The sequence below is a fragment of the Nocardia cerradoensis NBRC 101014 genome, assembly GCF_000308535.1.
Taxonomy (GTDB): domain Bacteria; phylum Actinomycetota; class Actinomycetes; order Mycobacteriales; family Mycobacteriaceae; genus Nocardia; species Nocardia cerradoensis.
On the sequence record NZ_BAFW01000162.1, the window covers coordinates 1 to 24,748 of the forward strand.

At 69.7% G+C, this 24,748-nt stretch carries 23 protein-coding genes; 12 read left to right on the forward strand and 11 right to left on the reverse strand.

What is annotated here, in order from left to right; translation table 11 throughout:
• The coding region (locus ON23_RS17025; protein ID WP_039779378.1) for an ArsR/SmtB family transcription factor at positions 1-355 on the reverse strand (355 nt) is incomplete at its 3' end.
• A 156-nt stretch (positions 356-511) separates the two neighbouring features.
• Between ON23_RS17025 and ON23_RS17030 the strand changes: the two genes are divergently transcribed.
• From ON23_RS17030 to ON23_RS17040, 3 genes are all read left to right on the forward strand, one after another.
• Positions 512-760 (forward strand): hypothetical protein, encoded by a 249-nt coding sequence (locus tag ON23_RS17030; RefSeq protein WP_143860386.1) that lies wholly within the window; start codon positions 512-514, stop codon positions 758-760.
• A gap of 50 nt (positions 761-810) precedes the next feature.
• Positions 811-2,229 (forward strand): MFS transporter, encoded by a 1,419-nt coding sequence (locus tag ON23_RS17035; protein ID WP_063821286.1) that lies wholly within the window; start codon positions 811-813, stop codon positions 2,227-2,229.
• Between the two features lie 146 nt (positions 2,230-2,375).
• The gene (locus tag ON23_RS17040; protein ID WP_063821287.1) at positions 2,376-3,560 is read left to right on the forward strand and encodes a hypothetical protein; all 1,185 of its coding nucleotides are present in this window, start codon (positions 2,376-2,378) and stop codon (positions 3,558-3,560) included.
• A 6-nt stretch (positions 3,561-3,566) separates the two neighbouring features.
• Here the strand turns inward: ON23_RS17040 and ON23_RS17045 are convergent, their stop codons facing one another.
• Positions 3,567-4,508, reverse strand: coding sequence for a hypothetical protein (locus ON23_RS17045; RefSeq protein ID WP_223273852.1), 942 nt, complete (start codon positions 4,506-4,508; stop codon positions 3,567-3,569).
• A 262-nt stretch (positions 4,509-4,770) separates the two neighbouring features.
• On the opposite strand from ON23_RS17045, the gene ON23_RS17050 reads away from it, so the two are divergent.
• A complete protein-coding gene (locus tag ON23_RS17050) occupies positions 4,771-6,009 on the forward strand; it encodes an MFS transporter (protein ID WP_051042790.1) in 1,239 nt (412 codons plus the stop codon).
• Positions 6,006-6,545 carry a GNAT family N-acetyltransferase gene (locus ON23_RS17055; RefSeq protein ID WP_039779364.1) on the forward strand — a complete coding sequence of 180 codons (540 nt, stop codon included), beginning with the start codon at positions 6,006-6,008 and terminating at the stop codon, positions 6,543-6,545. The genes ON23_RS17050 and ON23_RS17055 overlap by 4 nt, the downstream gene beginning before the upstream one ends.
• A gap of 48 nt (positions 6,546-6,593) precedes the next feature.
• Here the strand turns inward: ON23_RS17055 and ON23_RS17060 are convergent, their stop codons facing one another.
• Together ON23_RS17060 and zapE are read right to left on the reverse strand one after the other, a co-directional pair.
• On the reverse strand, positions 6,594-7,400 hold the full coding sequence (locus ON23_RS17060; protein WP_039779365.1) for a tyrosine-protein phosphatase: 807 nt from the start codon (positions 7,398-7,400) through the stop codon (positions 6,594-6,596).
• 79 nt (positions 7,401-7,479) lie between these two features.
• Positions 7,480-8,499, reverse strand: coding sequence for a cell division protein ZapE (zapE, locus tag ON23_RS17065; RefSeq protein WP_039779366.1), 1,020 nt, complete (start codon positions 8,497-8,499; stop codon positions 7,480-7,482).
• A gap of 35 nt (positions 8,500-8,534) precedes the next feature.
• On the opposite strand from zapE, the gene ON23_RS17070 reads away from it, so the two are divergent.
• From ON23_RS17070 to msrB, 4 genes are all read left to right on the forward strand, one after another.
• Positions 8,535-9,326: a pyrimidine reductase family protein gene (locus tag ON23_RS17070; RefSeq protein WP_039779367.1), complete on the forward strand. Its 792-nt coding sequence runs from the start codon at positions 8,535-8,537 to the stop codon at positions 9,324-9,326.
• A gap of 32 nt (positions 9,327-9,358) precedes the next feature.
• Entirely contained in the window at positions 9,359-10,924 is a 1,566-nt protein-coding gene (locus tag ON23_RS17075; protein ID WP_039779369.1) for an alpha/beta hydrolase, read from the forward strand.
• Between the two features lie 118 nt (positions 10,925-11,042).
• Positions 11,043-12,377 (forward strand): glycosyltransferase family 87 protein, encoded by a 1,335-nt coding sequence (locus tag ON23_RS17080; RefSeq protein WP_223273853.1) that lies wholly within the window; start codon positions 11,043-11,045, stop codon positions 12,375-12,377.
• 57 nt (positions 12,378-12,434) lie between these two features.
• Positions 12,435-12,890, forward strand: coding sequence for a peptide-methionine (R)-S-oxide reductase MsrB (gene msrB, locus ON23_RS17085; protein ID WP_036502993.1), 456 nt, complete (start codon positions 12,435-12,437; stop codon positions 12,888-12,890).
• 170 nt (positions 12,891-13,060) lie between these two features.
• Here the strand turns inward: msrB and hemQ are convergent, their stop codons facing one another.
• The 3 genes from hemQ to hemE all read right to left on the reverse strand — a co-directional run bounded on the left by hemQ (position 13,061) and on the right by hemE (position 16,426).
• The gene (hemQ, locus tag ON23_RS17090) at positions 13,061-13,756 is read right to left on the reverse strand and encodes a hydrogen peroxide-dependent heme synthase (protein ID WP_039779386.1); all 696 of its coding nucleotides are present in this window, start codon (positions 13,754-13,756) and stop codon (positions 13,061-13,063) included.
• A gap of 137 nt (positions 13,757-13,893) precedes the next feature.
• Positions 13,894-15,234, reverse strand: a complete 1,341-nt coding sequence (locus ON23_RS17095) for a protoporphyrinogen oxidase (protein ID WP_039779370.1) — start codon at positions 15,232-15,234, stop codon at positions 13,894-13,896.
• Positions 15,235-15,358: 124 nt separating this feature from the next.
• A complete protein-coding gene (gene hemE, locus ON23_RS17100; protein ID WP_051042791.1) occupies positions 15,359-16,426 on the reverse strand; it encodes a uroporphyrinogen decarboxylase in 1,068 nt (355 codons plus the stop codon).
• A gap of 119 nt (positions 16,427-16,545) precedes the next feature.
• Here hemE and ON23_RS17105 point away from each other — a divergent pair, with 119 nt between their 5' ends.
• Together ON23_RS17105 and ON23_RS17110 are read left to right on the forward strand one after the other, a co-directional pair.
• A complete protein-coding gene (locus tag ON23_RS17105; protein WP_081879712.1) occupies positions 16,546-17,184 on the forward strand; it encodes a DUF3000 domain-containing protein in 639 nt (212 codons plus the stop codon).
• A gap of 21 nt (positions 17,185-17,205) precedes the next feature.
• Positions 17,206-18,519, forward strand: coding sequence for an HRDC domain-containing protein (locus ON23_RS17110; RefSeq protein WP_039779372.1), 1,314 nt, complete (start codon positions 17,206-17,208; stop codon positions 18,517-18,519).
• Here the strand turns inward: ON23_RS17110 and ON23_RS17115 are convergent.
• On the reverse strand, positions 18,507-19,310 hold the full coding sequence (locus ON23_RS17115; protein WP_039779373.1) for an enoyl-CoA hydratase: 804 nt from the start codon (positions 19,308-19,310) through the stop codon (positions 18,507-18,509). The two genes, ON23_RS17110 and ON23_RS17115, sit on opposite strands and share 13 nt — an antisense overlap.
• Positions 19,311-19,353: 43 nt before the next feature.
• Positions 19,354-21,249 (reverse strand): 1-deoxy-D-xylulose-5-phosphate synthase, encoded by a 1,896-nt coding sequence (gene dxs / locus ON23_RS17120; protein WP_039779374.1) that lies wholly within the window; start codon positions 21,247-21,249, stop codon positions 19,354-19,356.
• Positions 21,250-21,423: 174 nt separating this feature from the next.
• Between dxs and ON23_RS17125 the strand changes: the two genes are divergently transcribed.
• A complete protein-coding gene (locus tag ON23_RS17125; protein ID WP_051042792.1) occupies positions 21,424-22,167 on the forward strand; it encodes an SIMPL domain-containing protein in 744 nt (247 codons plus the stop codon).
• A 46-nt stretch (positions 22,168-22,213) separates the two neighbouring features.
• On the opposite strand, the gene ON23_RS17130 is transcribed toward ON23_RS17125, so the two are convergent.
• Positions 22,214-23,536, reverse strand: coding sequence for a class I SAM-dependent RNA methyltransferase (locus ON23_RS17130; RefSeq protein WP_039779376.1), 1,323 nt, complete (start codon positions 23,534-23,536; stop codon positions 22,214-22,216).
• A partial coding sequence (locus ON23_RS17135; RefSeq protein ID WP_039779377.1) for an APC family permease occupies positions 23,533-24,748 on the reverse strand: 1,216 nt, incomplete at its 5' end. The genes ON23_RS17135 and ON23_RS17130, both read right to left, overlap by 4 nt.

Consider the following 24,748-nt stretch of genomic DNA (forward strand, 5'->3'; position numbering starts at 1 on the left):
AACTGCGCGCCCGGCGCAGCGCCGCCGCGCGGGTGGATTCCCGCAGCGAGCGTACGGGCCGCGTCGGCGCCAGCACCGCCAACGCTTCGATCGCGGCCCCGACCTGGGAATTCGCTATGCGGTAATACCGGTGCCGGCCGGATCGTTCGACGGTGAGCAGTCCCCCTTCCACCAGCCGGGCCAGATGCTCACTGGCCGTGGAGGCCGCGACGCCGGCTTCCGCGGCCAGCACCGACGCCGGCAGCGCGCGCCCGTCCGCCAGGGCGATCATCATGCGCGCCCGGGTGGCGTCGGCCAGCAGGGCGCCGACAGCGGCGATATCGGCATAACCGTAGAGAGGTCGGCGATCGGTCATGATCCGAGTCTGCCGCGACAACACTTCGGCGAGCGCCGAATCATCGTCGCCGGCGGGCGTCCGGCCGAAAGCTGCCCGAAAGATTCGCCCTGCGCTCGGCGCCCGGCCCGGTTCCGAGACCTTGACTATGGTCCCTGCTCGGCCGACATTGGGGTGGTGCGTGCGCGTGCCGAGGAACTCGATGCGGCGCCGACCGAGGGATTCGAGCGGGTCGGAGCGGTCGAGATGACGTTGAGCCGGTTCGGCGCCGGCGACATCCACGGCTCGATCGACGAGATCGCCTATGCCGCCGCCGACCTCGGCGGCGAGTACTTCTACGTCACCGACTCCCTGGGCGCGCAGGTCACCGCCGTGGTCTATCGCCGTCGTCGCCGGCGCCGCAAATGGTTCCGCCGCCGTAACTGACCCCCGATACTTCGGCCCCGGCCGAAGGGTTCCGCACAGACACTGCGGATATGACTTCGACTCCACAGGTTCGCAACCCGGCGATCATCCTCACGGTGATGTGCGCCGGGATGTTTCTGGTGTTGCTGGACGTGACCATCGTGAATGTCGCGCTGCCGGCGATCGGGCGTGGTCTGCGGACGGACGTCGCATCGCTGCAGTGGGTGGTGGACGGATATGTGATCGCGATCGCGGGACTGCTGCTGGCGGCGGGGACCGTCGGCGATCGGATCGGTCATCGCCGGATGCTGCTGGCCGGATTCGCGGTCTTCGGGCCGGCGTCGCTGGCGTGCGCGCTGGCCCCGGCGATCGGGGTGCTGATCGCGGCGCGGGTGGTCCAAGGCGTGGGCGGGGCGCTGCTGCTGCCCAGCACCATGGCCGTCATCGTGGACGTCTTCCCGGATCGTGCCCGACAGGCGAAGGCATTGGGCACGTGGGCGGCGGTCTCGTCGCTGGCGCTGCCGGCGGGGCCGTTGCTCGGCGGAATTCTCGTGGACCGTTTCGGGTGGCGGCCGGTGTTCTGGATCGCGGTGCCGCTGACGATCGCGGCGACCGTGGCGGCACGGGCCGTGGTACCGGCCGCACCAGCGCGGCATGGTGGCCGTCTGGATGTGCCGGGGCTGGCCGGGTTCGTCCTCGGACTGAGCGCGCTGGTGTTCGCCATCATCTCCGCGGGTCATCATGCCGGGACCGCGGTTGTCGGCATCGCGGCGGTGGTCGCGGTGGGCGCTCTGGCGGGCGCCTGCGGCTCGGGGCGGCGCAGCACGCATCCGTTCCTGCCGGTGGACCTGTTGCGGCACAAGGAATTTCTCGCTCCCAATGTCGTGGCGCTGATGATGAACCTGATCTTCAACGGCATCCTGTTCCTCGGCATGCTGTATCTGCAGGACACGCTGGGGCGCTCCCCCGTCGCGGCCGGCGTCAGCGTGCTGCCGCTGGCCCTGCCGCTGGTGCTGCTGGCGCCGGTATCGGGGCGGTTGACCGCCCGGCACGGTCCGCGCCCGGCGATCGCGATCGGCTGCGCCCTCGCGGCCTGCGGTTCGGCGATGCTGCTGACCCTCGACGGCGGCGGGGGAAGCGGCGGGCTGCTGCTGAGCTTCACCGTGCTCGGCTGCGGGTCCGGGCTCATCACGACATCGGTGGTCGCGGCGACGGTACGCGCCATACCGGCGGACCGGTCCGGGCTCGCGACGGGTGTGTCCAACACCGCCCGGCAGGTCGGAACCGCTTGCGGCGTAGCGATATTCGGTGCGGTGGCCGGATCGCCGACCGGAGCGGGCTTCGTCGGCGCCGTCCACACGCTGGCGATCGGATCGGCGCTCGCGTGGGTGGTGGCGCTGCTGATCACCGTGTTCGCCATCGAAGCCGGTGGGTCGCGAAGGGCCGACGCGGATCGGAACAGCCGCCTCACCGAACCGGCTCGCCGCTGAATGACCTGAGCGGCTCGCCGCTGAACGACGCGAGCGGCCCGCCGTCGAATCTGGTCACCACATCGACACGCCCGCGCGCGAGCGCCCGGAACCCGCACGAGGGCATAGGCTTTCGAAAGGACGTGCGAGACAGCGAAAGGCATGTGGTGACGACCAACCGGATCGAGGAGATACAGGCCGGGCTGCTCGACGACCTGCGCGACGGCCTCTCCTTCACCTCCGAGCAGATGACCGACACGCTGGCGGACATGGTCGCGGCGCAGGCCGAGGAACGCCCCCGCGACGGTGAGCTGCTCACCCGCCGGCTCGGGCTCGACGGTGCGCGCCCGGAGACGTTGACGCTGCTGGGCGCCCGCTTCGAACTCTCCCGCGACCGGGTGCGGCAGCTCTATACGCGGGCGGCGGGGCAGCTGCTGCGGCGCGTGCAGGCCACCGGCTACCCCGACCCCGCCGTGTTCGCCGAGCAGTATCCGGTCGGATGGGGCGATCAGCGGCTGACGCGCACGCTGCTCATCGAAACCTATGTCGGAGATTGCGACATCGCCGCCCAAGACCTCGCGTATCTGAAGCTGCGGCTGGCGGGGCATTCGCTGATCGACGCCAAACGGGTCGCGGGTTTCGTCTATCAGCGCATCGCGGGATGGCAGCAGCGCGGCCGGTGGCATCTCGATCGCCCTCGGGTGACCGAACCCACTGCCGGGCAACTGCTTCCGCTGCTGCGGCGCGTGGATTGGCCGAGTGGGGATCCCGACGACCTGCCCGAGCTGCCCATCACGACGGTCGATGCCGACGACGACGCCCGCGGCCACATGTTCGCCGAGAAGCTCGGCCGCGAAACCACATTCGATACCGCGCTGCAGGCCCGGCTGCTGCGCGTGCTCGACGACAGCGAACAGGTCGACAGCTACACCGAGCGGCCCGTGGCCGTCGACTTCACCGTCGATGATGTCGCGGACTCCTACTGCCCCACCGCCGCCGCGCGGCTGACCGACGGACGGGTGCTGCTGATCGATGTGGTCGCGTTGGGGCAGTTGGGATTACACGCCAACCGGATGCGCCTCGCGGCGGCCCGGACGCAGGCGCACGCCCGCGGCTGGGGATGGCTGGTGTTCACCGGCAGCCGACTCGGGGAGCCGGATCTGTTGCGGCACACGGTATCCGCGCGCTCGGAGAACATCCTCCGCAACCGGATCGCCACCGGCGCCGTACATTGGCCCGAATTCCGCGGCCTCGCCGACGAGACCGGCCTGGAACCGGTGGACCTGATCGCGCTCGTCCTGCGCCACGGCTGGCGCTGGGATCGCGCCCCCTTCCGTCTGAGCGCGACCTGACCAGCCCTACTTCAGCATGAATCCCGCCACGATGAACGTCACGATCACCAGCATCGCGAAACATGTCATCAGCTGCCAGTGCAGCACCGCCTCGCGCTGACGCGCGATCCGCACCCGCAGGCCGGCCTCCAGCCGGTCGCGATCGGACAGCCGGCGTTTGACCGCATCCAACTCCCCGGCGACGAGTTCGGCGCGTTCGAGCCGGTGCATCATCTTATGCATCTGTTTGGCTTTGTCGCGAGTCGCCCTGCGCGCCAGGGCCAATTCGGTGCGCTGGTCGAGCAGTTCCTGCCGCTGCTGCGCGATCATCATCGCCTGTGCGTGGGTGTGGGCCTCCCAATCGCTCACCGTCGCCCACCCTCTCGTGTCCTCGTCCAAATACCCGCAGGCCAACTCGCCGGCGACCCAACCATCGATGAATTCCCTTATTCCCCACGGGGTTTGCCTGGGGCTGAGGATACCGTCGGAATCGACGACCAGCCCACCCGACAATGCCCGGTACTCACAGCCGGCGGCCGCGAAATCGTCCACGCCCAGCGCCGGTATCTGCCCGATCCAGTATCCGGTCGGACACAGCCACAACACCTCGTCACAGCCCACCGCCTTCAACCGGGCCGTGCGTTTTCGCGCGTGCTCGATCGAGACCGGCGCGCTGCGCACCTCGATAGCGCACATCCGGTTCCCACGCCGCCACAGCAGACCCGGCGTCTGCGCACCCAGCGGTTTGTCCACCTCGGCGTCGTCGGCGCCCGCCGCCAGCAGCCTGCCGCGCAACCAGTACTTGAGCCGCTGCACATCCCAGTGACAGTCGCCACATCCCGGTTCGCGACACCGGTCACCCGCCTGATGTCCGCGCGGATTCGGCTCCACCACAGGCAGTTTCACCGGCTCCAGGGGAGCCAGCGTCGTCGTCTGCTGCCTCGTGTCGGCCCGTTCTGTCGTACTCACGCGACCACTCCCCTACCCGTGCACCAGCGGCCCGTGCGGTCCGCTGTCTCCAGAGTGCCGCACCGGCCAGGGGGCTACACGTCCCCGTGACCGGTTTCGTTATCCAACCGGGAGCCCGACGTGATCATCGAGTCCGGTGAACTGCGGAATCGCCCGCGGTCGGACAGCGGCGTAATCGCGACGTTGCGAAGCCGGAACGTCCGTCGCCGGGACTCGAGCTCTCCGCTATCGCCTGCGGGCACTCACCCATTAGGCTGCGCAGATGTTCGACCGCGGATACATTCCTGTATCGACCACCCTGCGGGCCGCCCGCACCGCCAATTCGGTGGCCTTCGCTCTCCAGGGCTTCTTCCTCGCTGTCGTCCTCACCGAACTGCCGCAACAGCGCGATCGGCTCGGGCTCACCGACACCGTCATCCTGGTCGCGGTCGTACTGATCTCCGGCCTGGCCGCCGGCGGCAGCCTGCTCGCCGAGCGGGTGGCGCTGCGCTGGTCGAGCCGGGTGGCGCTGCGGGCCGGGCTGGCGCTGATCGCGGTGAGCGGGCTCGCGATCGCGGTCGCCCCGAATCTCGTGGTCGATCTGATCGCGCTCGGCTGTTACGGGATCGCGGTCGGCATGGTCGACGCGGGCACGAATATGCAAGCGGTCTTCATCCAGCACGGGTACGGGCGGTTCGTGCTGTCGTCGTTCTACGCCGCGTGGAGTGCCGGCTCGATTCTGGGCGCACTGTTCGTCTCCGGCTGCGAGAAGGTGGGAATCACGCTGCCCTACGCGGTCACCGTCGCCGCCGCGGTGGTCGCGGTGGCGAGTCTGGTGTTCGGGCCGCGACTGCTCGGCGCCGGCCAGGCCGAGGCACAGCCCACCGACTCGGGCCGTACCCCCGAAGCCGTTGCGCCCGTTGCCCTGCGGGCCTATCTCGCGCTCGGAATCGCGATGGCGCTGGTGTTCGCGATCGATCTGGCGGTGGGCAACTGGTCGGCGCTCTACCTCACCGACGATCTGCTGTCCTCGTCGGCGACGGCGGCGCTGGCACTGGCCGCCTACCAGGGCGCCTCGCTGCTCACCCGGCTCAGCGGCGACTGGTGGGTGCGCCGCTACGGCGCGCGAGCGGTGGTGCGGACGGCCGCCGGTATCGGCGTACTCGGACTGGCGCTGGTGGTGGCCGCGCCCGGACCGGCCACGGCACTGGCCGGATTCCTCATCGCGGGCCTCGGCCTGCCCGTGATCGCGCCGCTGTGCTTCAGCGAGGCCGGTCGGCTCACCGAAGGACGCGGACTGGACGCGGTGATCGCCCGGCTCAACCTGTTCAACTACGCGGGCACGCTGATCGGCGGCGGCGTGGTCGGTGCGGTGGCCGCCGCCTCGAGCCTGCGGATCGGGTTCGCGATCCCGCTGCTGTTCGCGCTGGTCCTCATCGCCACCGCCCGCTTCTTCCGGCCGCGTCCGGCGCCCGGCGACCTGTCGGCGACGCACGCCGGACATGTTGTACTGGACCCATGACCGAGCAGGAAGTCGTCGTCGACCGCGCCGGACTCTGGGACGCCGAGGAACTGAGTGACGTCGCCACCGCGACCTTTCCCCTGGCCTGCCCGCCGGAGCTGACCGAGGAGAACATCGACACCTTCATCGCCGAGGTGCTGTCCGGCGAGCGCTTCGGCGACTATCTGAGCGATCCGCGGCGGATCGTGCTCAAGGCCGTCCTCGGCGGCGACATCGTGGGCTACACCATGCTGATCTCCGGCGAACCGGTCGATCCCGTCGTCGCCGCCCTGATCGAAGCACGCCCCGCGCTCGAGATCAGCAAGATGTACGTGATGCCCGGCCATCACGGCAGCGGCGTCTCGACCGCCCTGATGAACGCGGCCGTGGATTACGCCCGCCGCGGCGGATATCCGGTGATCTGGCTCGGTGTGAACCAGCGCAACGAGCGAGCCCAGCGCTTCTACGGCAAGCACGGTTTCCGCCGGATCGGCACCAAGACCTTCACCGTCGGCGACCAGTTGTGCCACGACTTCGTGATGCGACGGGAGTTGTGAATCCGGCTGTCCCGCAACCGGATTCCACCCGCGTGCCGAAATCTCCGGTCAGGACAGCAGTTTCGCCTTCAAGGTCGCGATATCGCCGTCGGTCAGCTTCAATCCGTCGTGCACGTAGTTGTCGAAACTGCCGTAGCTGCGATCCACCTGATCGAAGGCGGAATCCAGCGCCGACTGCACGACCCCGTTGATCGTGTCGCCCTCGGCGGCGTCGCGGTAGTAGTTCGACAGCAGGAAGTCGTAGTTCACCGTGTCGCGATCCACGCCGAGGATCGTCAGCAGCACGGCCGCGGTCCAGCCGGTGCGGTCCTTGCCGGCCGAGCAGTGGAAGAGCACCGGCCCGTCGCTGCCGGCGATGTCGTGCAGGACTCCGGCGAATGCCTCGCTCGCACCGGGAGCCGTGATGAACGCGCGGTACAGGTCGCTGCCGGCGCTCAGCGTCGACGCCATGACCTGCGGCGGCGCCTGGCCGATCACATCGCGGATGTTCAGCGTCGCCCCCACCGGCACCCGGTCCGGGCCCAGCGCGCGCTCGTAGCTCGTGCGCAGATCGTCGACGACCCGCAGCCCGCGCGCGGACAGCGCGGCGGAATCCGCGGCGGACAGTTTGCTCAGATCGCCGGTACGGATTACCAGGCCGGTCCGGACGACGTGGCCGTCGGTGGTGCGGTATCCGCCGATATCGCGGGCATTCTGCACACTCGCCAGATGCAGTGACCGGTCCTCGGTGTTCGCCGAGACCGACGAGGGGGCCGCGGGCGGGTCGGCGGCGACCGCGACACCCAGTGCCGGACCGGTCGCGATGAGGGTGCCGGCGGCGACCGTGGCAGCGAGGCGAATCGAACGATGGGCCATGTCAGCTCCGTTCAGAGGGAAACTGGACAGTCGTCCATGGGGGAATTCGCCTCCCGACAGTACGCCGTACGGTCCGGACTCAGCCCGCCGGGACCTCGAATCGCGACAGCGCCAGCAGGCGCGAGATCGCGCGCAGATACTTCTTGCGATAGCCGCCGCCGAGCATCTCCTCGGAGAAGATCTTGTCCAGCGGCGCGCCCGACACGGTGACCGGCGTGCCGGCGTCGTAGAGCCGGTCGGCCAGCACCACCATCCGCAGCGCCACCGCCTGATCGGTGATGGTGTGCACCGCCGAGATGTAGACCGACGACACCCCGGCGATCAGCGAACCGTACTTCGACGGATGCAGTGTGCTCAGATGGGCGAGCAGCGCGTCGAAGTCGTCGAGCGTGGAATTCGGTGTGGCCGCGGCCTTTTCGGTCAGCAGCCCCGGATCGGTCGGCTCCGGCGCGGGCGGCAGATCCCGATGGCGGTAGTCGGGACCGTCGACGCGGACGGCGTCGAACAGCGAACCCAGCTTGCGGATCTCGCGCAGGAAGTCCTGGGCGGCGAACCGGCCCTCGCCCAGCTGATCGGGCAGGGTGTTCGACGTCGCCGCCACCGACACGCCGCGCGCGGTCAATTCGGTGAGCAGCCGCGATACGAGCATGGTGTCGCCCGGATCGTCGAGTTCGAATTCGTCGATGCACAGCACGCTGTTGCCGCCCAGCCGTTCCACCGCGTTCGTAAAGCCCAGCGCGCCGACCAGGTTGGTCACCTCGCCGAAGGTGCCGAACGATTTCGGACCGGGCGAGGCATGGAAGATCGAGGCCAGCAGGTGCGTCTTGCCGACACCGAATCCGCCGTCGAGATACAGCCCGGCACCGTCGACCTGCTTCTTCTTCCCGAACAGGGATTTCTTACCGGCGGCGGCGTGAATCTTGCCGACCCGCGCGGCGAAATCCTCGGCCGCGCGCACGGCCGCGGCCTGCGTCGGCTCCTTGGGGTCGGGAATGTAGGAGGCAAAACTCACCTCGTCGAAGGTGGGCGGGGGCACCATCTGGGCGATGAGTTGATCGGCCGGAACCTCCGGATGACGATCGACGAGGCGTTGTTGCACGCTCGTAGCGTACTGACGTGGTGTGATCGGACCTTATGCAGCGTGTCCCCGATGCGATCCAGTTCACAGCACTGACCACCGACGGTGCCGGCGAGATCACCGACCTGGTTCAGCTCTACACCTATCCGGCGGCCCTGGAGCGGCCGTGGATCAGGGTCAACTTCATCGCCAGCCTCGACGGCGCGGTCACCGTCGACGACCGCTCCGGCGCACTGGGCCGGCCCGCCGACGCCACCGTCTTCGCCATCCTGCGCGATCTGGCCGACGTGATCGTCGTCGGCGCCGGAACCGCGCGTGTGGAGAACTACGGCGGTGCGCGCACCGACTCCCGGCGCCGCATGCGTCTGCATCATCACGGGCTGGGCGGGGCGCGCGACGGTGCGCCGCCGCCGATCGCGGTCGTGACCGCGAGCGCGGCGCTGGATCCGGCGAGCCGGCTGTTCACCGACACCCAGCGCCCGCCGATGATCCTCACCACCGCCGCGGCCGACGGTGAACGCAAACGTCTGCTCGCCGAGACCGGCGCGGAGGTGATCGAGGCCGGGCAGAGCACCGTCACCGCCGCCGACATCCGCCGTGTGCTGGGCGAGCGCGGACTGCTGCGGGTGCTGTGCGAAGGCGGGCCCTCGCTGTTCGGTGAACTGATCGGCGCGAGCGCGGTCGACGAGTTGTGCCTGACCGTCTCACCGCTGCTGGTCGGCGGTACGGCGGGCCGAATCGCGGTGTCGCCCAATGCCTTGCCGACCCCGATGAGCCTGCGCCACGCACTGATCGACGACGACGGCACGGTGCTGACCCGGTGGGAGCGCAGCCGCACCCAAGGCTGAAACGGCGCGCCGGACCTGGCAGGCTGTAGCGCATGCGTTGGACTCGCGCCGCTCTGCTGGCATCGTCGCTGACGGTTCTGCTGACCACCGCCTGTGGTGCCGGGCCGTCGCAGCGGCCGGGCGTGGCGGTGGAGCAGCCGCACGGCGGCTCGGGTCCGGCCACGAGCACCAGCGCCGCGCCGGCGCCGCCACCGCAGGCCCAGGTCCCCAAAACCGATCTCGCCTGGCATGATTGCGCGGCACCCACCTTCGCCCTGCTGGGGACCGGGGCGGCCCCGGCCGGGGTGAATTTCGATTGCGCGGAGTTCTCGGCGCCGATCGACTCCGGAGGCACCGTGCTGGGCACCTTCCGGATCGCCGCGGTCCGCGCGCGCACACCGCAGACGCCCGCCGACGCCGCGCCGCTGGTGGTGACCTCCGGCGGTGACCGTTCCTCCACCGCGACCGTCGCGGGCCTGGTCTCCGGACCGGGTGCGGCGATTCTGGCGAGCCGGCCGGTGGTCGGGGTGGATCGGCGCGGAATCGGCAGCTCCCAGCCGATCGACTGCCTGCCCGACGACACCCGGCAGGGACTGGCCGACAATGCCCAGTTCGCGCCCGGCGGCGGCGACCGGGTGGACGCGGTGGGAACACTGAGCCAGAACGCCACCATCGCCTGCCAGGACTTCCTGCAGCCCTATCAGGGCACCTTCGACGCCCCGCACGCCGCCGACGACATCGAACAGCTGCGCAAGCAGTGGCAGGTCGACCACATCGATCTGCTGGGGACCGGAAACGGTGCGCGGGTGGCGCTGAGCTACGCCGCCAAATTCGGCGACCGGCTGGCCCGGCTGGTGCTCGATTCGCCGGAACCGGCGAACACCGACGCGGTGACCCGGACCGAACAGCAGGTCAAGGGCGCGGAGGCGGCGCTGACCGGATTCGCCCGCCGCTGCGCCGATCTCGGATGCGCACTGGGCGCGGATCCGCGCGCCGCGATCACCGATCTGATCAACCGGGCGGGAGCGGGACAACTCGGCACCCTCTCGGCCTCGGCGCTGACCACCACGATCACCGCGTTCCTCGGCGATCCGCGCGCGGATCAGGCCGCGCACACCACCGAACTCGCCGACGCGCTGTCGGCGGCCGGACGCGGCGATCAGGGGCCTCTGCAGACTCTGGTCACCCGGGAGGCGGCAGCGGTGGGAGCCGACGGGCAGTTCGTCTCCCGGTGTAGCGACGACCAGCAGCCCGCGACCCCCGACCGTGCCAAGCAGCTCGAAATCGACTGGGCCGCCAAATACCCCGCTTTCGGGAAGACGGCGGCGACCGGACTGATGCAATGTTCGGCGTGGCCGGTGGCGCAGGCGCCGCGACTGCCGGACAAGTTCAGCCTGCCGGTGCTGGTGCTGGGCACCACCGCCGATCCCGTCGTCGGCGGCGACGGGCGATCCTCGGTCACCGGCGCGCTGGGTGCCGCCGGCGCGCGCACCTCCACCGTGCAGTGGCAGGGCTGGGGGCATCCGGTGTTCACCCATTCCGGTTGCGCGCAGCAGAACATCGTCGGCTACCTGAAGGACGGCACGCTGCCGGCCGACGGCACCGCCTGCCCGGCCTGAGGCGATCGTGCGGGGGCGCACGAAGTGGCGCGGCACACTTCCGGCAAAAGCGGTCTCCCGCGCGCCCGACGGCGGGTCCGCGCAACCCTCGCCCAGGTTTCCGGTGTACCGTGCCCCAGTGTTCCTTCGTCAGCTCGAGCCGCGCACCGCTCGCACCACCGCCGAAGTGTTCAACTTCGCACTGTGGCCGTTTGCGATCCTCACAGTGCTGCATCAGGTCATCGTCAAAGGGACCAACTTCTCCATCACCGACGATTTCGCGCCGGTCTACAAGGCGTCGCTGGCCTTCCTCAACGGACGCGCCATCTACGGCGAGAACTTCGACCTGGTTGACCCGCACTACCTGTACCCGCCCAGTGGCACCCTGCTGATCGCGCCGCTGGCGCTGATCGACCCGGAGAAATCGCGCTGGTGCTTCATCGCGCTCAACGCGGTGGCGATCATCCTGGCCTGGTATCTGCTGCTGCGGCTGTTCAAGTACTCGACGAAATCGGTGGCCGCGCCGCTGTTGCTGCTACTGATGTTCGCCTCCGAAACCGTCATGAACACACTGGGTTTCGGCAATGTCAACGGCTGCCTGCTGCTGGCCGAGGTGCTGTTCATCCACCTGCTGCTGCAGCGGCGGGACCTGTTGGCCGGGCTCGTCATGGGACTCACCATCGCGGTCAAACCGACGCTGGCGCCGATGCTGCTGATACCGCTGGCGCGCCGCCAGTGGCAGGTCTTCATCACCGCGATCGGCGTGCCGGTGGTGCTGATGGCGGTCGCGTGGCCGCTGACCAAGGATCCGATGGACTTCGTCCACCGCACGCTGCCCTATCTGCTCAAATCGCGTGACTACTTCAACAGCGCGATCGCGGGCAATGCCGAGTACTACGGACTGCCGATGTGGCTGACCTGGGGTATGCGCATCACGCTCGGTGTGCTGGTGCTGATCTCGCTGTGGCTGCTGTACCGCTACTGCCGCGACGACGAGCTGTTCTTCGTCTGCACCACCGCGGGCATCATCCTGATCGCCTCCTGGCTGCTGTCCGGATTGGGACAGCAGTACTACTCGATGATGCTGTTCCCGTTCCTCATGACAGTGGTGCTGCGCAATTCGGTGCTGCGCAACTGGCCGGCGTGGCTGGCGATCTTCGGGTTCATGACCTACGACAAGTGGCTGCTCGACCACTGGCAGAGCACCGGGCGCGCGCTCGAGTACCTGCGCGTCACCTTCGGCTGGGCGCTGCTGCTGATCGTGACGTTCTGCGTCCTCGGCGACCGGTACCTCGCGGCACGGCGGGAGGGCCGGCTGGATTCGGGTATCGAGCCGGCGTTCCTGTTGCCGAAGGAGACCACGACCCCCGCCGCTCCCGCCGAGCCGGCGCCGCGCATCGAGCGCCACGAAACGGTGCCCGACGACGACACGATGGATCCGACGGCCCAGTCCGAGGCCGGTGCACTGCGCTGACCTGGGGCGATCCGGTGCGGCCCGGTAGCGGTCGGGCGGCGCCACTAGACTCGCGTCATGAGCTCACAGGATGGTTCGCCCGCGACCTCATCGCTTCCGGCACCCAAGATCGAGCTGAGTCCGCAGCAGTGGCGGACACGGCTGACCCCGCAGGAGTACGCGGTGCTGCGCGAAGCGGGCACCGAACGCGCCTTCACCGGTGAATACACCGACACCGAAACCACCGGCGTCTACACCTGCCGGGCCTGCGGCGCCGAATTGTTCCGCAGCACCGAGAAGTTCCATTCGCACTGCGGGTGGCCGTCGTTCTTCGATCCGGCCGATTCCGACGCGGTGATCCTGCGCGCCGACGACTCGCTGGGGATGCGCAGGGTCGAGGTGCTGTGCGCCAACTGCCACAGCCACCTCGGGCACGTCTTCGAGGGCGAGGGCTATCCGACCCCGACCGACAAGCGGTATTGCATCAACTCGATCGCGCTGCGCCTGCACCCCTCGGACGACGCGGCGGGCTGATCGCGACAGGGCGAGGGTTCGAACCCGCCGCCCGAGTGCCGCATGCGATCCGCCGACCGCTGCGGATCGCGCGCCGAGCAGGCGCGCGACCGAGCTGACGGGAAGACCTTACGGGCCCGGCCGCATTCCGGCACGCCCCGAATTCCGGGGGCAGCGGCGGATCGCGCCGCTCAGGGGAGGGCGTTGACCAGCTGTTCGACGTCCACGCGCGGGCCGCTGAAGAACGGAATCTCCTCGCGCACATGGTTGCGGGCATCGGTGGCACGCAGATCGCGCATCAGGTCGACGATGCGGTGCAGTTCCGGTGCCTCGAAGGCGAGAATCCACTCGTAGTCGCCGAGGGCGAACGAGGCCACCGTATTGGCCCGCACGTCCGGATAGGAGCGGGCCTGCTTGCCGTGGTCGGCGAGCATGCGGCGACGCTCCTCGTCGGGCAGCAGATACCAGTCGTAGGAGCGCACGAACGGGTAGACGCAGATGTAGTTACCCGGTTCCTCACCGGCCAGGAACGCCGGGATGTGGCTCTTGTTGAACTCCGCCGGGCGGTGCAGCGCGGCATTGCTCCACACCGGCGTGCTGGCACGACCCAGATCGGTGGTGCGGCGGAAATCGGCGTAGGCGGCCTGCAGATCCTCGATCCGCTCGGCATGCCACCAGATCATGAAATCGGCGTCGGCGCGCAGGCCGGCCACGTCGTAGAGGCCGCGGACCACGACGCCACGCTCCTCGAGCGAGTCGAAGAACTCCCGCGCCTGCTTGACCACGGTGTCGCGCTGATCGCCCAGCACTCCGGGTGTGACCTGGAACACCGAGAACATCAGATACCGGATGGTCGAATTGAGAGCTTGGTAATCGAGTCGCGCCATAGCCTCCATCGTGCCACTGAGCGCTGTGGGACAGGACGGCCGGACCCCGTGTTCTGCGGCACCACAACGGTCGTGGGGGCACGCCCTCCAAGCCGCGATGCGCCGTGCCGAACCCGTCCGCCGAGTGCAACGTCCGCTCAGCGCGACAGAATGCGTTGCGCCGCAGCGGTTCCCGAGGCAGCACAGGCAGGCACGCCGACGCCGTGCAGGTAGGCCCCGGCGATCGCCAGGCCGGGCAGTGCCGCGACCGCCGATTCCAGTTCCGCGATGCGAGTGGTGTGACCCGCCGCGTACTGCGGCAGGCCACCGCGCCAGCGCTGCACCAGGGCGGTTTGCGGCCGGATCGGCAGTCCGGTGACGGTGGACAGATCGGCCACCGCGGCCGCCACGAGATCCTCGTCCGACCAGCTCAGCGGGGTGTCGTCACCGAAGCGACCGAAGGATGCGCGCACCAGCGCCACGTCGCGTTCGGCGAAATGCGGCCACTTGCGGCTGGAGAGAGTGAACGCCTTGGCGCGCAAGGATTCTCCGGTGGCGACCAGGATGCCGGAATTGTCGGGCAGGGGTGTGTCGGCGGGAAGTCCGAGCGCCACCACGGCCGATGACGACAGTTCGATGGTGGCCGCGACCGCGGCGGCTGCGGGGGCGACCGCGCCGAGCAGCGTCGCGGTGACCGGGGCCGGGGTGGCCAGGATCACCGCATCCACCGCGCCGATGGGGTCGACCCGCCAGCCCGTGGCCGTCCGTGTCAGACCCGTTGCCGCGGTATCGGTTTCGACCTTCGGCGCGGCGGCCTCGCGCAGGGCGTCGAGGAGTACGCGATATCCGTCCCGCAGGCCGCCGAAGACCGGGGCCGTGGACGGTGGAGGCAGGGCGTCGGCGACCGCGCGGGTGAGATTCGGGGCGCCGGCGTCGAGGGCGGCGGCGAGGGTCGGCAGCGCCGCCCGCACCCCGATCGACTCGGCACGCCCGGCGTACACCCCGCCCAGCAGCGGATCGACACTGCGCCGCACCACCTGCGCGCCGAAGCGGTCCCCGACCAGTTCGGCGACCGTGACGTCACCGCCGCGTTCCCAGCGCAGCGGCCGGGTGGGCTCGGTGGTGATGCGCTCCAGGGTGTCGGCGTCGACGAGGCCCGCCACGGCCTCGGGCCCGGCGGGAATGCCCATCAGGGTGCGTTCCGGCAGGGGGTGGGCGGTGCCGCCGGACCAGATGAGCGGTCGCCGCCCGGCCGGGTGCACCAACTGTTCGGACAGGTCCAATTCCGCGAGCAGCGCGGGGATTTCGGGCCGGCGGCCCACGAACGCCTCCGCCCCGAGATCCACCGGCTCGCCCGCCATCTCACCGGTGTGCAGAATGCCGCCGACCCGGTCGCGCCGTTCCAGCAGCACCAGTTCGAGCTCCGGGCCGAGGGCCGTCCGCAGCCGATACGCCGCGACCAGACCACTGATCCCGCCCCCGACCACCACGACCCGCATACCTGCTCCTCACTCGTACCCGTGGCGCTACCGCCCCCTGCAACGTACCCGTCCGCCGGAGCAGGCCCGGGTCCCGCCTCCGAGCCACCGGACGGCCTGCGCCCTCGGTATTCGGCGAGGCGGCTTACAGCGGCGTGGGCAGGTCGTGGATCAGCTCGACCGCCGCGGTGATCGCGCCGGGGTCGGTGTCGGGCAGCACGCCGTGGCCCAGGTTGAAGATGTGGCCGGTGGCGCCGAGGGTGATCGCCTCGTCGGCCTCGTGGGCGATGCGGCGGATCTCCCGGTCGACGACCTCGCTGCCGGCGAACAGAACGGCCGGATCGAGATTGCCCTGCAACGCTTTTCCGGGTCCGACCCGGCGCGCCGCGGCGGTCAGCGGCACCCGCCAGTCGACGCCGACGACATCGGCTCCGGCCTCCCCCATCACGCCCAGCAGTTCACCGGTGCCCACTCCGAAATGGATGCGCGGCACACCGGCTTGCCCGATCTCGGCGAAGACCCGTTCCGAATGCGGCAGAACGAATTCCCGGTACTGCGCCAGCGACAACGCGCCCGCCCACGAGTCGAACAATTGCACCGCGTCCACGCCGGCCGTGATCTGGGCGCGCAGGAATTCGACGGTGATATCGGTGAGCACACCGAGCAGCGCGTGCCAGGTCCGCGGATCGCCGAGCATGAGCGCCTTGGTCCGCTCGTGGTGGCGGCTCGGCCCGCCCTCCACCAGATAGGACGCGAGAGTGAAAGGGGCACCGGCGAATCCGATGAGCGGCGTCTCGCCGAGTTCGTCGAGCAACAGCCGCACGCCGTCGGTGACCGCGCCGACCTCCTCGCGCCGCAGCCTCGGCAGCGCGCGCACATCGTCGACCGACCGCACCGGATTCGCGATGACCGGCCCCACGCCGGGCACGATATCGAGATCGATACCGGCCGCCTTGAGCGGAACGACGATGTCGGAGAACAGGATTGCCGCGTCCACACCGTGACGGCGGACCGGCTGCACGGTGATCTCGCACACCAGCTCCGGGTCGAAACACGACTCCAGCATCCCGATGCCCGCGCGCAGTTCGCGGTACTCGGGCAGCGACCGGCCGGCCTGCCGCATGAACCAGACGGGACGGCGGCCGGGTCCGGCGCCGGTGGCGGCGGCGAGGAACGGCGCATCGGGCAAGCGGCGGCGGGTTGGTGTGCTCATCCCCGCTATCGTATGCCGCCGCCGGGCACCTACCCGCGCGGCCGTCCCCGCCCGGTCACGGCGCCCGTAGCGGCGCGCCTCCGCGTGCCGGACACCGGAGGGGTCTACCGTTCACAGTCGTGACACCGCTCGACTTCCGCGACGGCGCCGCACCGACCCCGGGCCCTGACAGCGAACCAGCCCAGTTTCGCGCCGCGGTCGATGCGATGGGCACCGCATCCGTCCATCCTCGGATCGAGCTCGCACCGATCCGGCCCCCACAACGCCTGGCACCCTATTCGTACGCCATCGGAGCCGAGGTCAAACATCCCGACACCAATGTCATCCCGGTCGATTCCGACGACGACGCCTTCGGCCGCCTGATCCTGCTGCACGACCCGAACGGGCACGAGGCCTGGCACGGGGTCTTCCGGTTGGTGGCCTACATCCAGGCCGATATCGACGCGGCGCTGGCCGGCGATCCGCTGCTGCCGGAGGTGGCCTGGAGCTGGCTGGTCGACGCCCTGGAATCGCGCGGCGAGGAGTTCACGGCCCTGGGTGGCACGGTAACCTCGACGAGTTCGGTCCGCTACGGCGATATCGCCGGGCCGCCGCGCGCGTATCAACTGGAGTTGCGTGCCTCGTGGACGGTCGGCTCGCCCCAGCTGGCCCCGCACGTCGAGGCGTTCTGTGAGGTGCTCGCCTACGCCGCGGGACTGCCCCCGGCCGGCATCACCCATTTGCGCCCGCATCCGCAGATTGCCGACGACCAGTTCTGAGCGACACGTAGAGTTCGGGCTATGCCCGAAGCCGACGAGTCCGACACCATCGCGAGGACATCACAGCCGCCGCAGCAGCCCGCGCAGCACGACGCGGACAGCGCGGTTCCTCTGCTCGCCCCGGCCGACGGCATCCCCCCGGTTCTCGATTCCGCCCGCGACATCGCGGACGCGGCCGCCGCGCTGGCCGCCGGCTCCGGCCCACTGGCCGTCGACGCCGAACGCGCCTCCGGATTCCGCTACTCCAACCGGGCCTATCTGATCCAGCTGCGCCGGCGCGGCAGCGGAACCTTTCTCATCGATCCGATACCGGATCCGGGCGCGGTGGACGCGTTGGCGGCGGTGATCAACGACCTGGAATGGGTGCTGCATTCCGCCGACCAGGACCTGCCGTGCCTGGCCGAACTGGGGCTGCGACCGGCTCGGCTGTTCGACACCGAACTGGGTGGCCGGTTGGCCGGATTCGAGCGGGTCGGTTTGGCCGCCATGGTGGCGCGGCTGCTGGGCCGGGAACTGCGCAAGGGGCACGGCGCCGCCGACTGGTCGACCCGGCCGCTGCCGCAGGACTGGCTCAACTACGCGGCCCTGGACGTGGAACTGCTGGTCGAATTGCGCGACGAGGTCGCGGCAGTGCTGGCCGAACAGGGTAAATCCGACTGGGCCGCACAGGAATTCGAACATGTGCGCACCGCCCGCCCCGCCCCGCCGAAGCCGGATCGGTGGCGGCGCACCTCGGGCATCCACACGCTGCGGCGGGCGCGACAGCTCGCGACCGTGCGCGAATTGTGGACGGCCCGTGACGGTATCGCGCGCCATCGCGATGTGGCGCCGGCGCGGATCCTGCCGGATTCGGCGATCATCGCCGCGGCGCAGGCGGATCCGAAGACCGTCCCGCAGTTGCGCACGCTGCCGGTGTTCGGCGGACCGCGGCAGCGGCGATATTCGCGGGAATGGCTCAACGCGGTGGAACGTGCTCGCGCGCTACCGGATTCGCAGTTGCCGCCGATGTCGCAACCGTTCGACGGCCCGCCGCCGGTCAATCGCTGGGAGCGTCGCGATCCGGTCGCGGCGGCTCGTCTGGCCGCTGCCCGGGCCGCGATGAACGGGCTGTCGGAGCGACACGCGGTGCCGGTGGAGAATCTGCTGACTCCGGATCTGCTGCGCCGCCTCTGCTGGGACGGCTTGCCCGAATTCCGTACCGGCGCAACGCCGTCGGATCCGGCGGCCGCGATCGGCAAATATCTCGAGGCCAGCGGCGCCCGGGCCTGGCAGCGTGAACTGGCGGTTCCCGAGCTGACCGCGGCGTTGTTCCCGGAGCCGGATCAGTCTTCGTAGACCGGGGTGCGCCGATCGCGGCGGGCGCGGATGGCCTCGTCGAAATTCTCGGTGGTCAGCCGCACATACAGTTGGGCCGTACCCTCGTGCTGCATATGCGATTCCAGGCTGCCGGCCTCCATCCCGCTCCACAGCATGCGCTTGGTGAGTTCGGTGCCCACCCGGCTGTAACCGATGATGCGTTCGGCCAGTTCGTAACACGTGTCGAGGAGTTTGTCGGCGGCGACCGTGCGGGAGACCAGGCCGATCCGCTCGGCCTCGACGGCGTCGATATCGCGGCCGGACAACATGATCTCGAAGGCCCGGGAGGCACCGATCGCGCGCGGCAACAGATAGCTGATGCCGAGTTCGGCGGAGGTCAGGCCGTTGTTGATGCCGGCGGCACGGAAGTAGGCCTGCTCCGACGCGATGCGGATATCGGCGGCCATGCTCAGGCAGAACCCACCGCCGATCGCGGCCCCGTTGATCGCCGCGATCACCGGCTGATGCATGCGCCGCAGCGTGGTCATCACATTGTCGAGCAGGTCCATCGAACGCCGCGCCACGGTGGTGCGGGTGAGGCCCTCGACATTCGGCACCCGGCCGGCGCCCTGCAGATCGGCGCCGGAGCAGAAGCCGTGACCCGCTCCGGTGAGCACGACGACGCGGACGTCGTTGTCGGCGGCCACCGACTCGAGCGTTTCCCGCAGCGGGATCATGACGTCGAACGCCATGGCGTTCATGCGTTCGGGCCGGTTCAGGGTGACCAGCGCGATCTGCGGGCGAGGCTTCTCGACGAGCACGAACGACATGCGGACTCCTACCGGCGACGAAAACTGTAACCGGTTTCAGAATCTACACCGCACCACCGGTCAGCCACCGGGTAACGCGCTCGGCGATGTTCTCGGCCGTCAGGCCCAGCTCCTGATGGATCTGGGCACGCGAGCTGTGCTCGAGGAACTGCTGCGGCACGCCCAGTTCGCGAGTCGGCACGTCGAGTCCGGAATCGCGCAGCCGCGCCGAGACGGTGCAGCCGATACCGCCGTGCAGGCCGCCGTCCTCCACGGTGACCACCATGCGATAGTTCTCGGCCAGTTTGACGACGGTGTCGGAGACCGGCAGCACCCAGCGCGGGTCCACCACCGTCACCGTAATTCCCCGGTCCGCCAGCAGATCCGCCGCCGCGACCGCGGTGGCGCCGAGCGCGCCGACCGCCACGAGCAGGACGTCGCCGCGCACCGCCTGCGCCGAGGAGCCTTCCGGCATCCGCAGCACGTCGACGCCGTCGAGCCGTTCCAGCGCCGAAACCTCCTCGACGACAGGGCCTTTCGGGAAACGCAGCGCGGTCGGCCCGTCGGCGACGGCCAGCGCCTCGGCCAGTTCCTCGCGCAAGGTCACCGCATCACGCGGGGCGGCGACGCGAATACCGGGCACGATGCCCAGCACCGACAGATCCCACATGCCGTTGTGGCTGGCGCCGTCGTCACCGGTGATACCGGCGCGATCCAGCACCAGGGTGACCGGCAGTTTCAGCAGCGCCACATCCATCAGCAGTTGATCGAAGGCGCGGTTGAGGAAGGTCGAATAGATCGCGACCACCGGATGCAGGCCGCCCAGCGCCAATCCGGCGGCGGAGGTCATCGCATGCTGTTCGGCGATACCCACATCGAACAACCGGTCGGGGAATCGCTCACCGAACGGCGCCAGCCCCGTCGGGCCCGACATGGCGGCGGTGAGGGCGACGATGTCGTCGCGCTGTTCACCGTGGCGGATCAGTTCCTCGGAGAACACCGACGTCCAGCCGACGGTCTTGCCGCCGGTCGGCTGTCCGGTCTCGGGGTCGATGGCGCCGATGGAATGCATCTGGTCGGCGACGTGGTCGACCGCGGGCTGATATCCGCGGCCCTTGAGCGTCACCGCGTGTACCACGACCGGACCGCCGAAATCCTTGGCGCGCCGCAACGCGGCCTCGAGCGCCACCGGATCGTGCCCGTCCACCGGGCCGACGTATTTGAGCCCCAGATCGCTGAACAGCTCCTGCGGTGCGACCGCGTCCTTGATGCCGGCCTTGAGCGCGTGCAGCATCGAATAAGCCGAGCTGCCGACCCGCGGAATGCCCTGCACGAATCGTTTGGTGGCGTCGAGCGCCTGTTCGTAGGCCGGTTGCATGCGCAGCGCGGTCAGCCGGTCGGCCAATCCGCCGATGGTCGGCGAATACGAGCGGCCGTTGTCGTTCACCACGACGATCAGCGACCGATCCTGACCGGCGGCGATATTGTTCAGCGCCTCCCAGCACATACCGCCGGTGAGCGCGCCGTCACCGACGACGGCGACCACATGGCGATCCTGCCCGGTCAGCGCGAAGGCCTTGGCCAGACCGTCGGCATACGACAGCGAGGCCGAGGCGTGGGAGGACTCCACCCAGTCGTGCTCGCTCTCGGCGCGGCTCGGATACCCGGACAGCCCGCCGTGTTTGCGCAGCCGATCGAATCCGTCCTTGCGGCCGGTGAGGATCTTGTGCACGTAGGCCTGATGCCCCGTGTCGAAGATGATCGGATCGGCCGGGGAGTCGAAAACCCGGTGCAGGGCGATGGTCAATTCCACCACCCCCAGGTTCGGACCCAGATGGCCGCCGGTGACCGCTACTTTGCGGACCAGGAACTCCCGAATCTCCTCGGCCAGTTCGCGCAGCTGCGGCACCGTCAGCCGGCGCAGGTCCTCGGGCGTATCGACCCGGGAAAGAACTCCCACCGTTCTCGCTCCCTCTCCGATGGCTCATCTGTCTCGAACAGTCTACGGAGCCGCATCCGGGCCCGACGACGGGAACGACCGGCGAGCTGCGACATCCGATCTCGGTGTGAGGCTCGACATAGATCAACCGCATTACAGTGGGTGACTGCCCGTCCCGCCCGCAGGAAGGACGATATGACCGTCGAGCAGCAACGAGCCGACTCTTCGGCGCGGCAGCGCCACGCCACCGTCACCACATTCGGACATGGTGTGGCGACCGCGACGCCCGACCGGATGCAGGTATCGATCTCGATCGAAACGCGCGCCGAGGCGGTGGCCGTCGCCTACGGCCGGGCGGGCGAACGCACCGCGGCGGTCACCGGCGCCCTGCGCGCGGACGGGGTGGCCGCGAGCGATATCGCCACCACCGGCTTGTCCGTACGGACCGAGACGACCTGGACCGAGAACGAGGGGACCCGGATCACCGGTTACGTCGCGACCACGTCGCTGACGGTCAGCCTGCGCATCCCCGGCGCCGCTACCGCGTCCACCGCCGACCTCGGCACCACGGCCCGTCCCGACGCGACCACACCGGCCGATCCCGCCGCCGTCATCGCCCGAGCCGTCGAGGCCGGAGGCGACGATGTGCGCCTGGGCGGGTTGAACCTCGCTGTCGCCGACCGCGCCGACCTGCTGATCCGAGCCCGCGAGGCGGCATGGGACGACGCCCTCGACCGCGCCCGCCGCTACGCCGCGCACGCCGGCCGCAGCCTCGGATCGGTCCTCGAGATCACCGAAAACGCGGCAGGCACACCGGAACCCCGTGGCGACATCCGTTTCGTGGCCGCTCGTTCGGCCGCCCCCGGCGCCCCGGTCCCCGTCGAATACGGCGAGCACGAGGTCACAGCCGACCTGCGCGCCACCTGGCACTTGGCCTGAGCACCAACAACTTTCACGGGAAAGCCGGTGACCGCCGACGGTGCCGTCACGCCGGTTCGAGCAGAGCCAGACACTCCACGTGGTGTGTTGCGGGAAAGGCGTCGAACGCGCGTAGTTCGCGCACGCGGTAGCCCGCCTCGCGGTAGAGACCCACGTCGCGGGCGAAAGCGGCCGGGTCGCAACCGATATGAACGATGCGCGCGGGCGCGGCGGCGGTGAGCGAGGCGATGACCTGTTTGCCGGCGCCGGCACGGGGCGGGTCGAGGACGACGACCTGCGGGGCACGGTCCTGGCCGGCGATCCAGCGCTCCACCCGCTCGGCGTGCAGGTCGACGGCGTGGAGATCGCGTAGCGCGGCGGCGCCGTCCGCGACCGCCGAGCGGGCGGATTCGACGCCGAGCACCACGGCGCGCGGTCCCGCCTGCTCGGCCAGCCGGGCCGCGAAAACGCCTACGCCGCAATACAAATCCCAGGCGGTGGAGCCCGGATCGAGATCCGCCCAGCCGGCCACCACGTCCGAATAGCGTTGTGCCGCATCGCGATGCGGCTGCCAGAAGCCCGTCGCTGAGACGTCCCACCGGCGGCCCGCCACGTATTGGACGGCCCGTCCGCTGCCGGACACCACCCGCTCGCGGCGGCGAGCATGGGCCGCGGCACGGCGGGCGGCGGTGGCGCGACGGTCACCGCCTCGGCGCGGCGGCGTGGCCGGCGGGGCGAGTTCCACCACATGCCGCATACCGTCCGCGTCCACCGCGATCACCAGTTCCGCACCGGGCGTCCATCTGCTCTCGGCGATGCCGTCCACCGCACCCGAAACCGGTTGCGGGCAGCGCAGATCCGCGATCACATCGCTGCTGCGATAGCGATGGACGCCGGCCCGGCCTTCGGCGTCGACCACCAACCGGATCCGGGTCCGCCACCCGGTTTCGGGCGCTTCGGCGGCTCGCCCGGGAGCCGCTCCCGCCCCGACCGTCTCGTCGCCGGGGCGGAGCGGCAGCGGTTCCACGACGATGTCGGTGTCCCAGTGGGCGAGGCGCTGCAACTGCTCGCGCACCACTGCCGCCTTCACACCGCGCTGGGCTTCGGGAGTGGCGAAGGCGAAATCACAGCAGCCGGCGCCGCCGGGACCCGACACCGGGCAGTTCGGCGCCACGCGGTCCGGGGACGCCTCCAGGATCTCGATCGCCTCGGCACGGCAGAACGAGCCGCCACGGTCCTCGGTCACCCGGGCTCGCACCAGCTCACCGGGCAGGCCGTGGCGGACGAACAGCACCCGGCCCTCGTACCGGGCGACACAGAAACCACCGTGGCCGGGTGGCCCCAGCCGCACCTGCAGTGTGCGTCCGGACCAGTCCGGCCCGGCACTCACGAACGGTCCTCGTAGCCGCGGCGAACCGCGCCGGGTGCGTTGACCACTTCGGGACGGCGCGCCTTGGCCGACGAACTCAACTGCCACGGCACGCTCGTCACCATCACACCCGGCTCGAACAGCAGCCGGCCCTTGAGCCGCAGCGCACTCTGGTTGTGCAGCAACTGCTCCCACCAGTGGCCGACCACGTATTCGGGGATGAACACCGTCACCACGTCGCGCGGCGAATCCTTGCGCACCCGCTTGACGTAATCCACCACGGGTTTGGTGATTTCGCGGTAGGGCGATTCGATGACCTTGAGCGGCACCGGAATATCGCTGTCGGCCCACTCGCGCACCAGCGCCCGGGTATCGGGTTCGTCGACGTTGACGGTGACCGCCTCCAGCGTGTCCGGCCGGGTGGCCCGGGCATAGGCGAGCGCGCGGCGCGTCGGCAGATGCAGTTTCGACACCAGCACGATCGAATGGGTGCGGCTGGGCAGGACTCCGGTGAACTCCTGCTCCTCGAGTTCGCGCCCCACCGTGTCGTAGTGGCGGCGGATCAGCCGCATCAGGCCGAAGATCGCGGCCATGGTGACGATCGCGATCCAGGCGCCGGCCAGGAACTTCGTGAGGAGCACGATGATCAGCACGGCGCCGGTCATGGTCAGGCCGATGGCGTTGATCACTCGCGACCGCAGCATCCGCCGCCGCACCGCCGGATCGGTTTCGGTGCGCAGCAGCCGCGTCCAGTGCCGCAGCATGCCGGTCTGGCTCAGTACGAACGAGACGAACACCCCGACGATGTAGAGCTGGATCAGCCGGGTCACCTCGGCGCCGAACAGCACGACGAACGCGATCGCGGCGCCGGACAGGAACAGGATGCCGTTGCTGAACGCCAGCCGGTCGCCGCGGGTGTGCAGCTGCCGGGGCAGGAACCGGTCCTGCGCGAGAATCGAGCCGAGCACCGGGAAACCGTTGAAGGCGGTGTTCGCGGCCAGCACCAGGATCAGCGCGGTGACGATGGTGATGTAGAAGAAGCCGGCCGGGAAGCCGGAGAAGATCGAGTCGGCGAGCTGCGCGATGAGCGTCTTCTGTTCGTAGCCGGGTGGCGCGCCCACCAGATCCGCCTTGTCGGCGGCGAAGACGACGCCCAGTTTGCGCGCCATCAGGATGATCCCCATCAACAGGGTGACCGCGATGGCGCCGAGCATCAGCAGTGTGGTGGCGGCA

Excerpts from the sequence above, each read along its gene's own strand:
- ON23_RS17110 (WP_039779372.1), top strand. The coding sequence starts at position 17,206 with ATGCCCGAAGCCGACGAGTCCGACACCATCGCGAGGACATCACAGCCG.
- ON23_RS17035 (WP_063821286.1), top strand. The coding sequence starts at position 811 with ATGACTTCGACTCCACAGGTTCGCAACCCGGCGATCATCCTCACGGTG.
- ON23_RS17095 (WP_039779370.1), bottom strand. The coding sequence starts at position 15,234 with ATGCGGGTCGTGGTGGTCGGGGGCGGGATCAGTGGTCTGGTCGCGGCG.
- ON23_RS17060 (WP_039779365.1), bottom strand. The coding sequence starts at position 7,400 with ATGGCCCATCGTTCGATTCGCCTCGCTGCCACGGTCGCCGCCGGCACC.
- msrB (WP_036502993.1), top strand. The coding sequence starts at position 12,435 with ATGAGCTCACAGGATGGTTCGCCCGCGACCTCATCGCTTCCGGCACCC.
- hemQ (WP_039779386.1), bottom strand. The coding sequence starts at position 13,756 with ATGGCGCGACTCGATTACCAAGCTCTCAATTCGACCATCCGGTATCTG.
- ON23_RS17070 (WP_039779367.1), top strand. The coding sequence starts at position 8,535 with ATGCAGCGTGTCCCCGATGCGATCCAGTTCACAGCACTGACCACCGAC.
- ON23_RS17050 (WP_051042790.1), top strand. The coding sequence starts at position 4,771 with ATGTTCGACCGCGGATACATTCCTGTATCGACCACCCTGCGGGCCGCC.
- ON23_RS17075 (WP_039779369.1), top strand. The coding sequence starts at position 9,359 with ATGCGTTGGACTCGCGCCGCTCTGCTGGCATCGTCGCTGACGGTTCTG.
- hemE (WP_051042791.1), bottom strand. The coding sequence starts at position 16,426 with ATGAGCACACCAACCCGCCGCCGCTTGCCCGATGCGCCGTTCCTCGCC.
- ON23_RS17125 (WP_051042792.1), top strand. The coding sequence starts at position 21,424 with ATGACCGTCGAGCAGCAACGAGCCGACTCTTCGGCGCGGCAGCGCCAC.
- ON23_RS17115 (WP_039779373.1), bottom strand. The coding sequence starts at position 19,310 with ATGTCGTTCGTGCTCGTCGAGAAGCCTCGCCCGCAGATCGCGCTGGTC.
- ON23_RS17055 (WP_039779364.1), top strand. The coding sequence starts at position 6,006 with ATGACCGAGCAGGAAGTCGTCGTCGACCGCGCCGGACTCTGGGACGCC.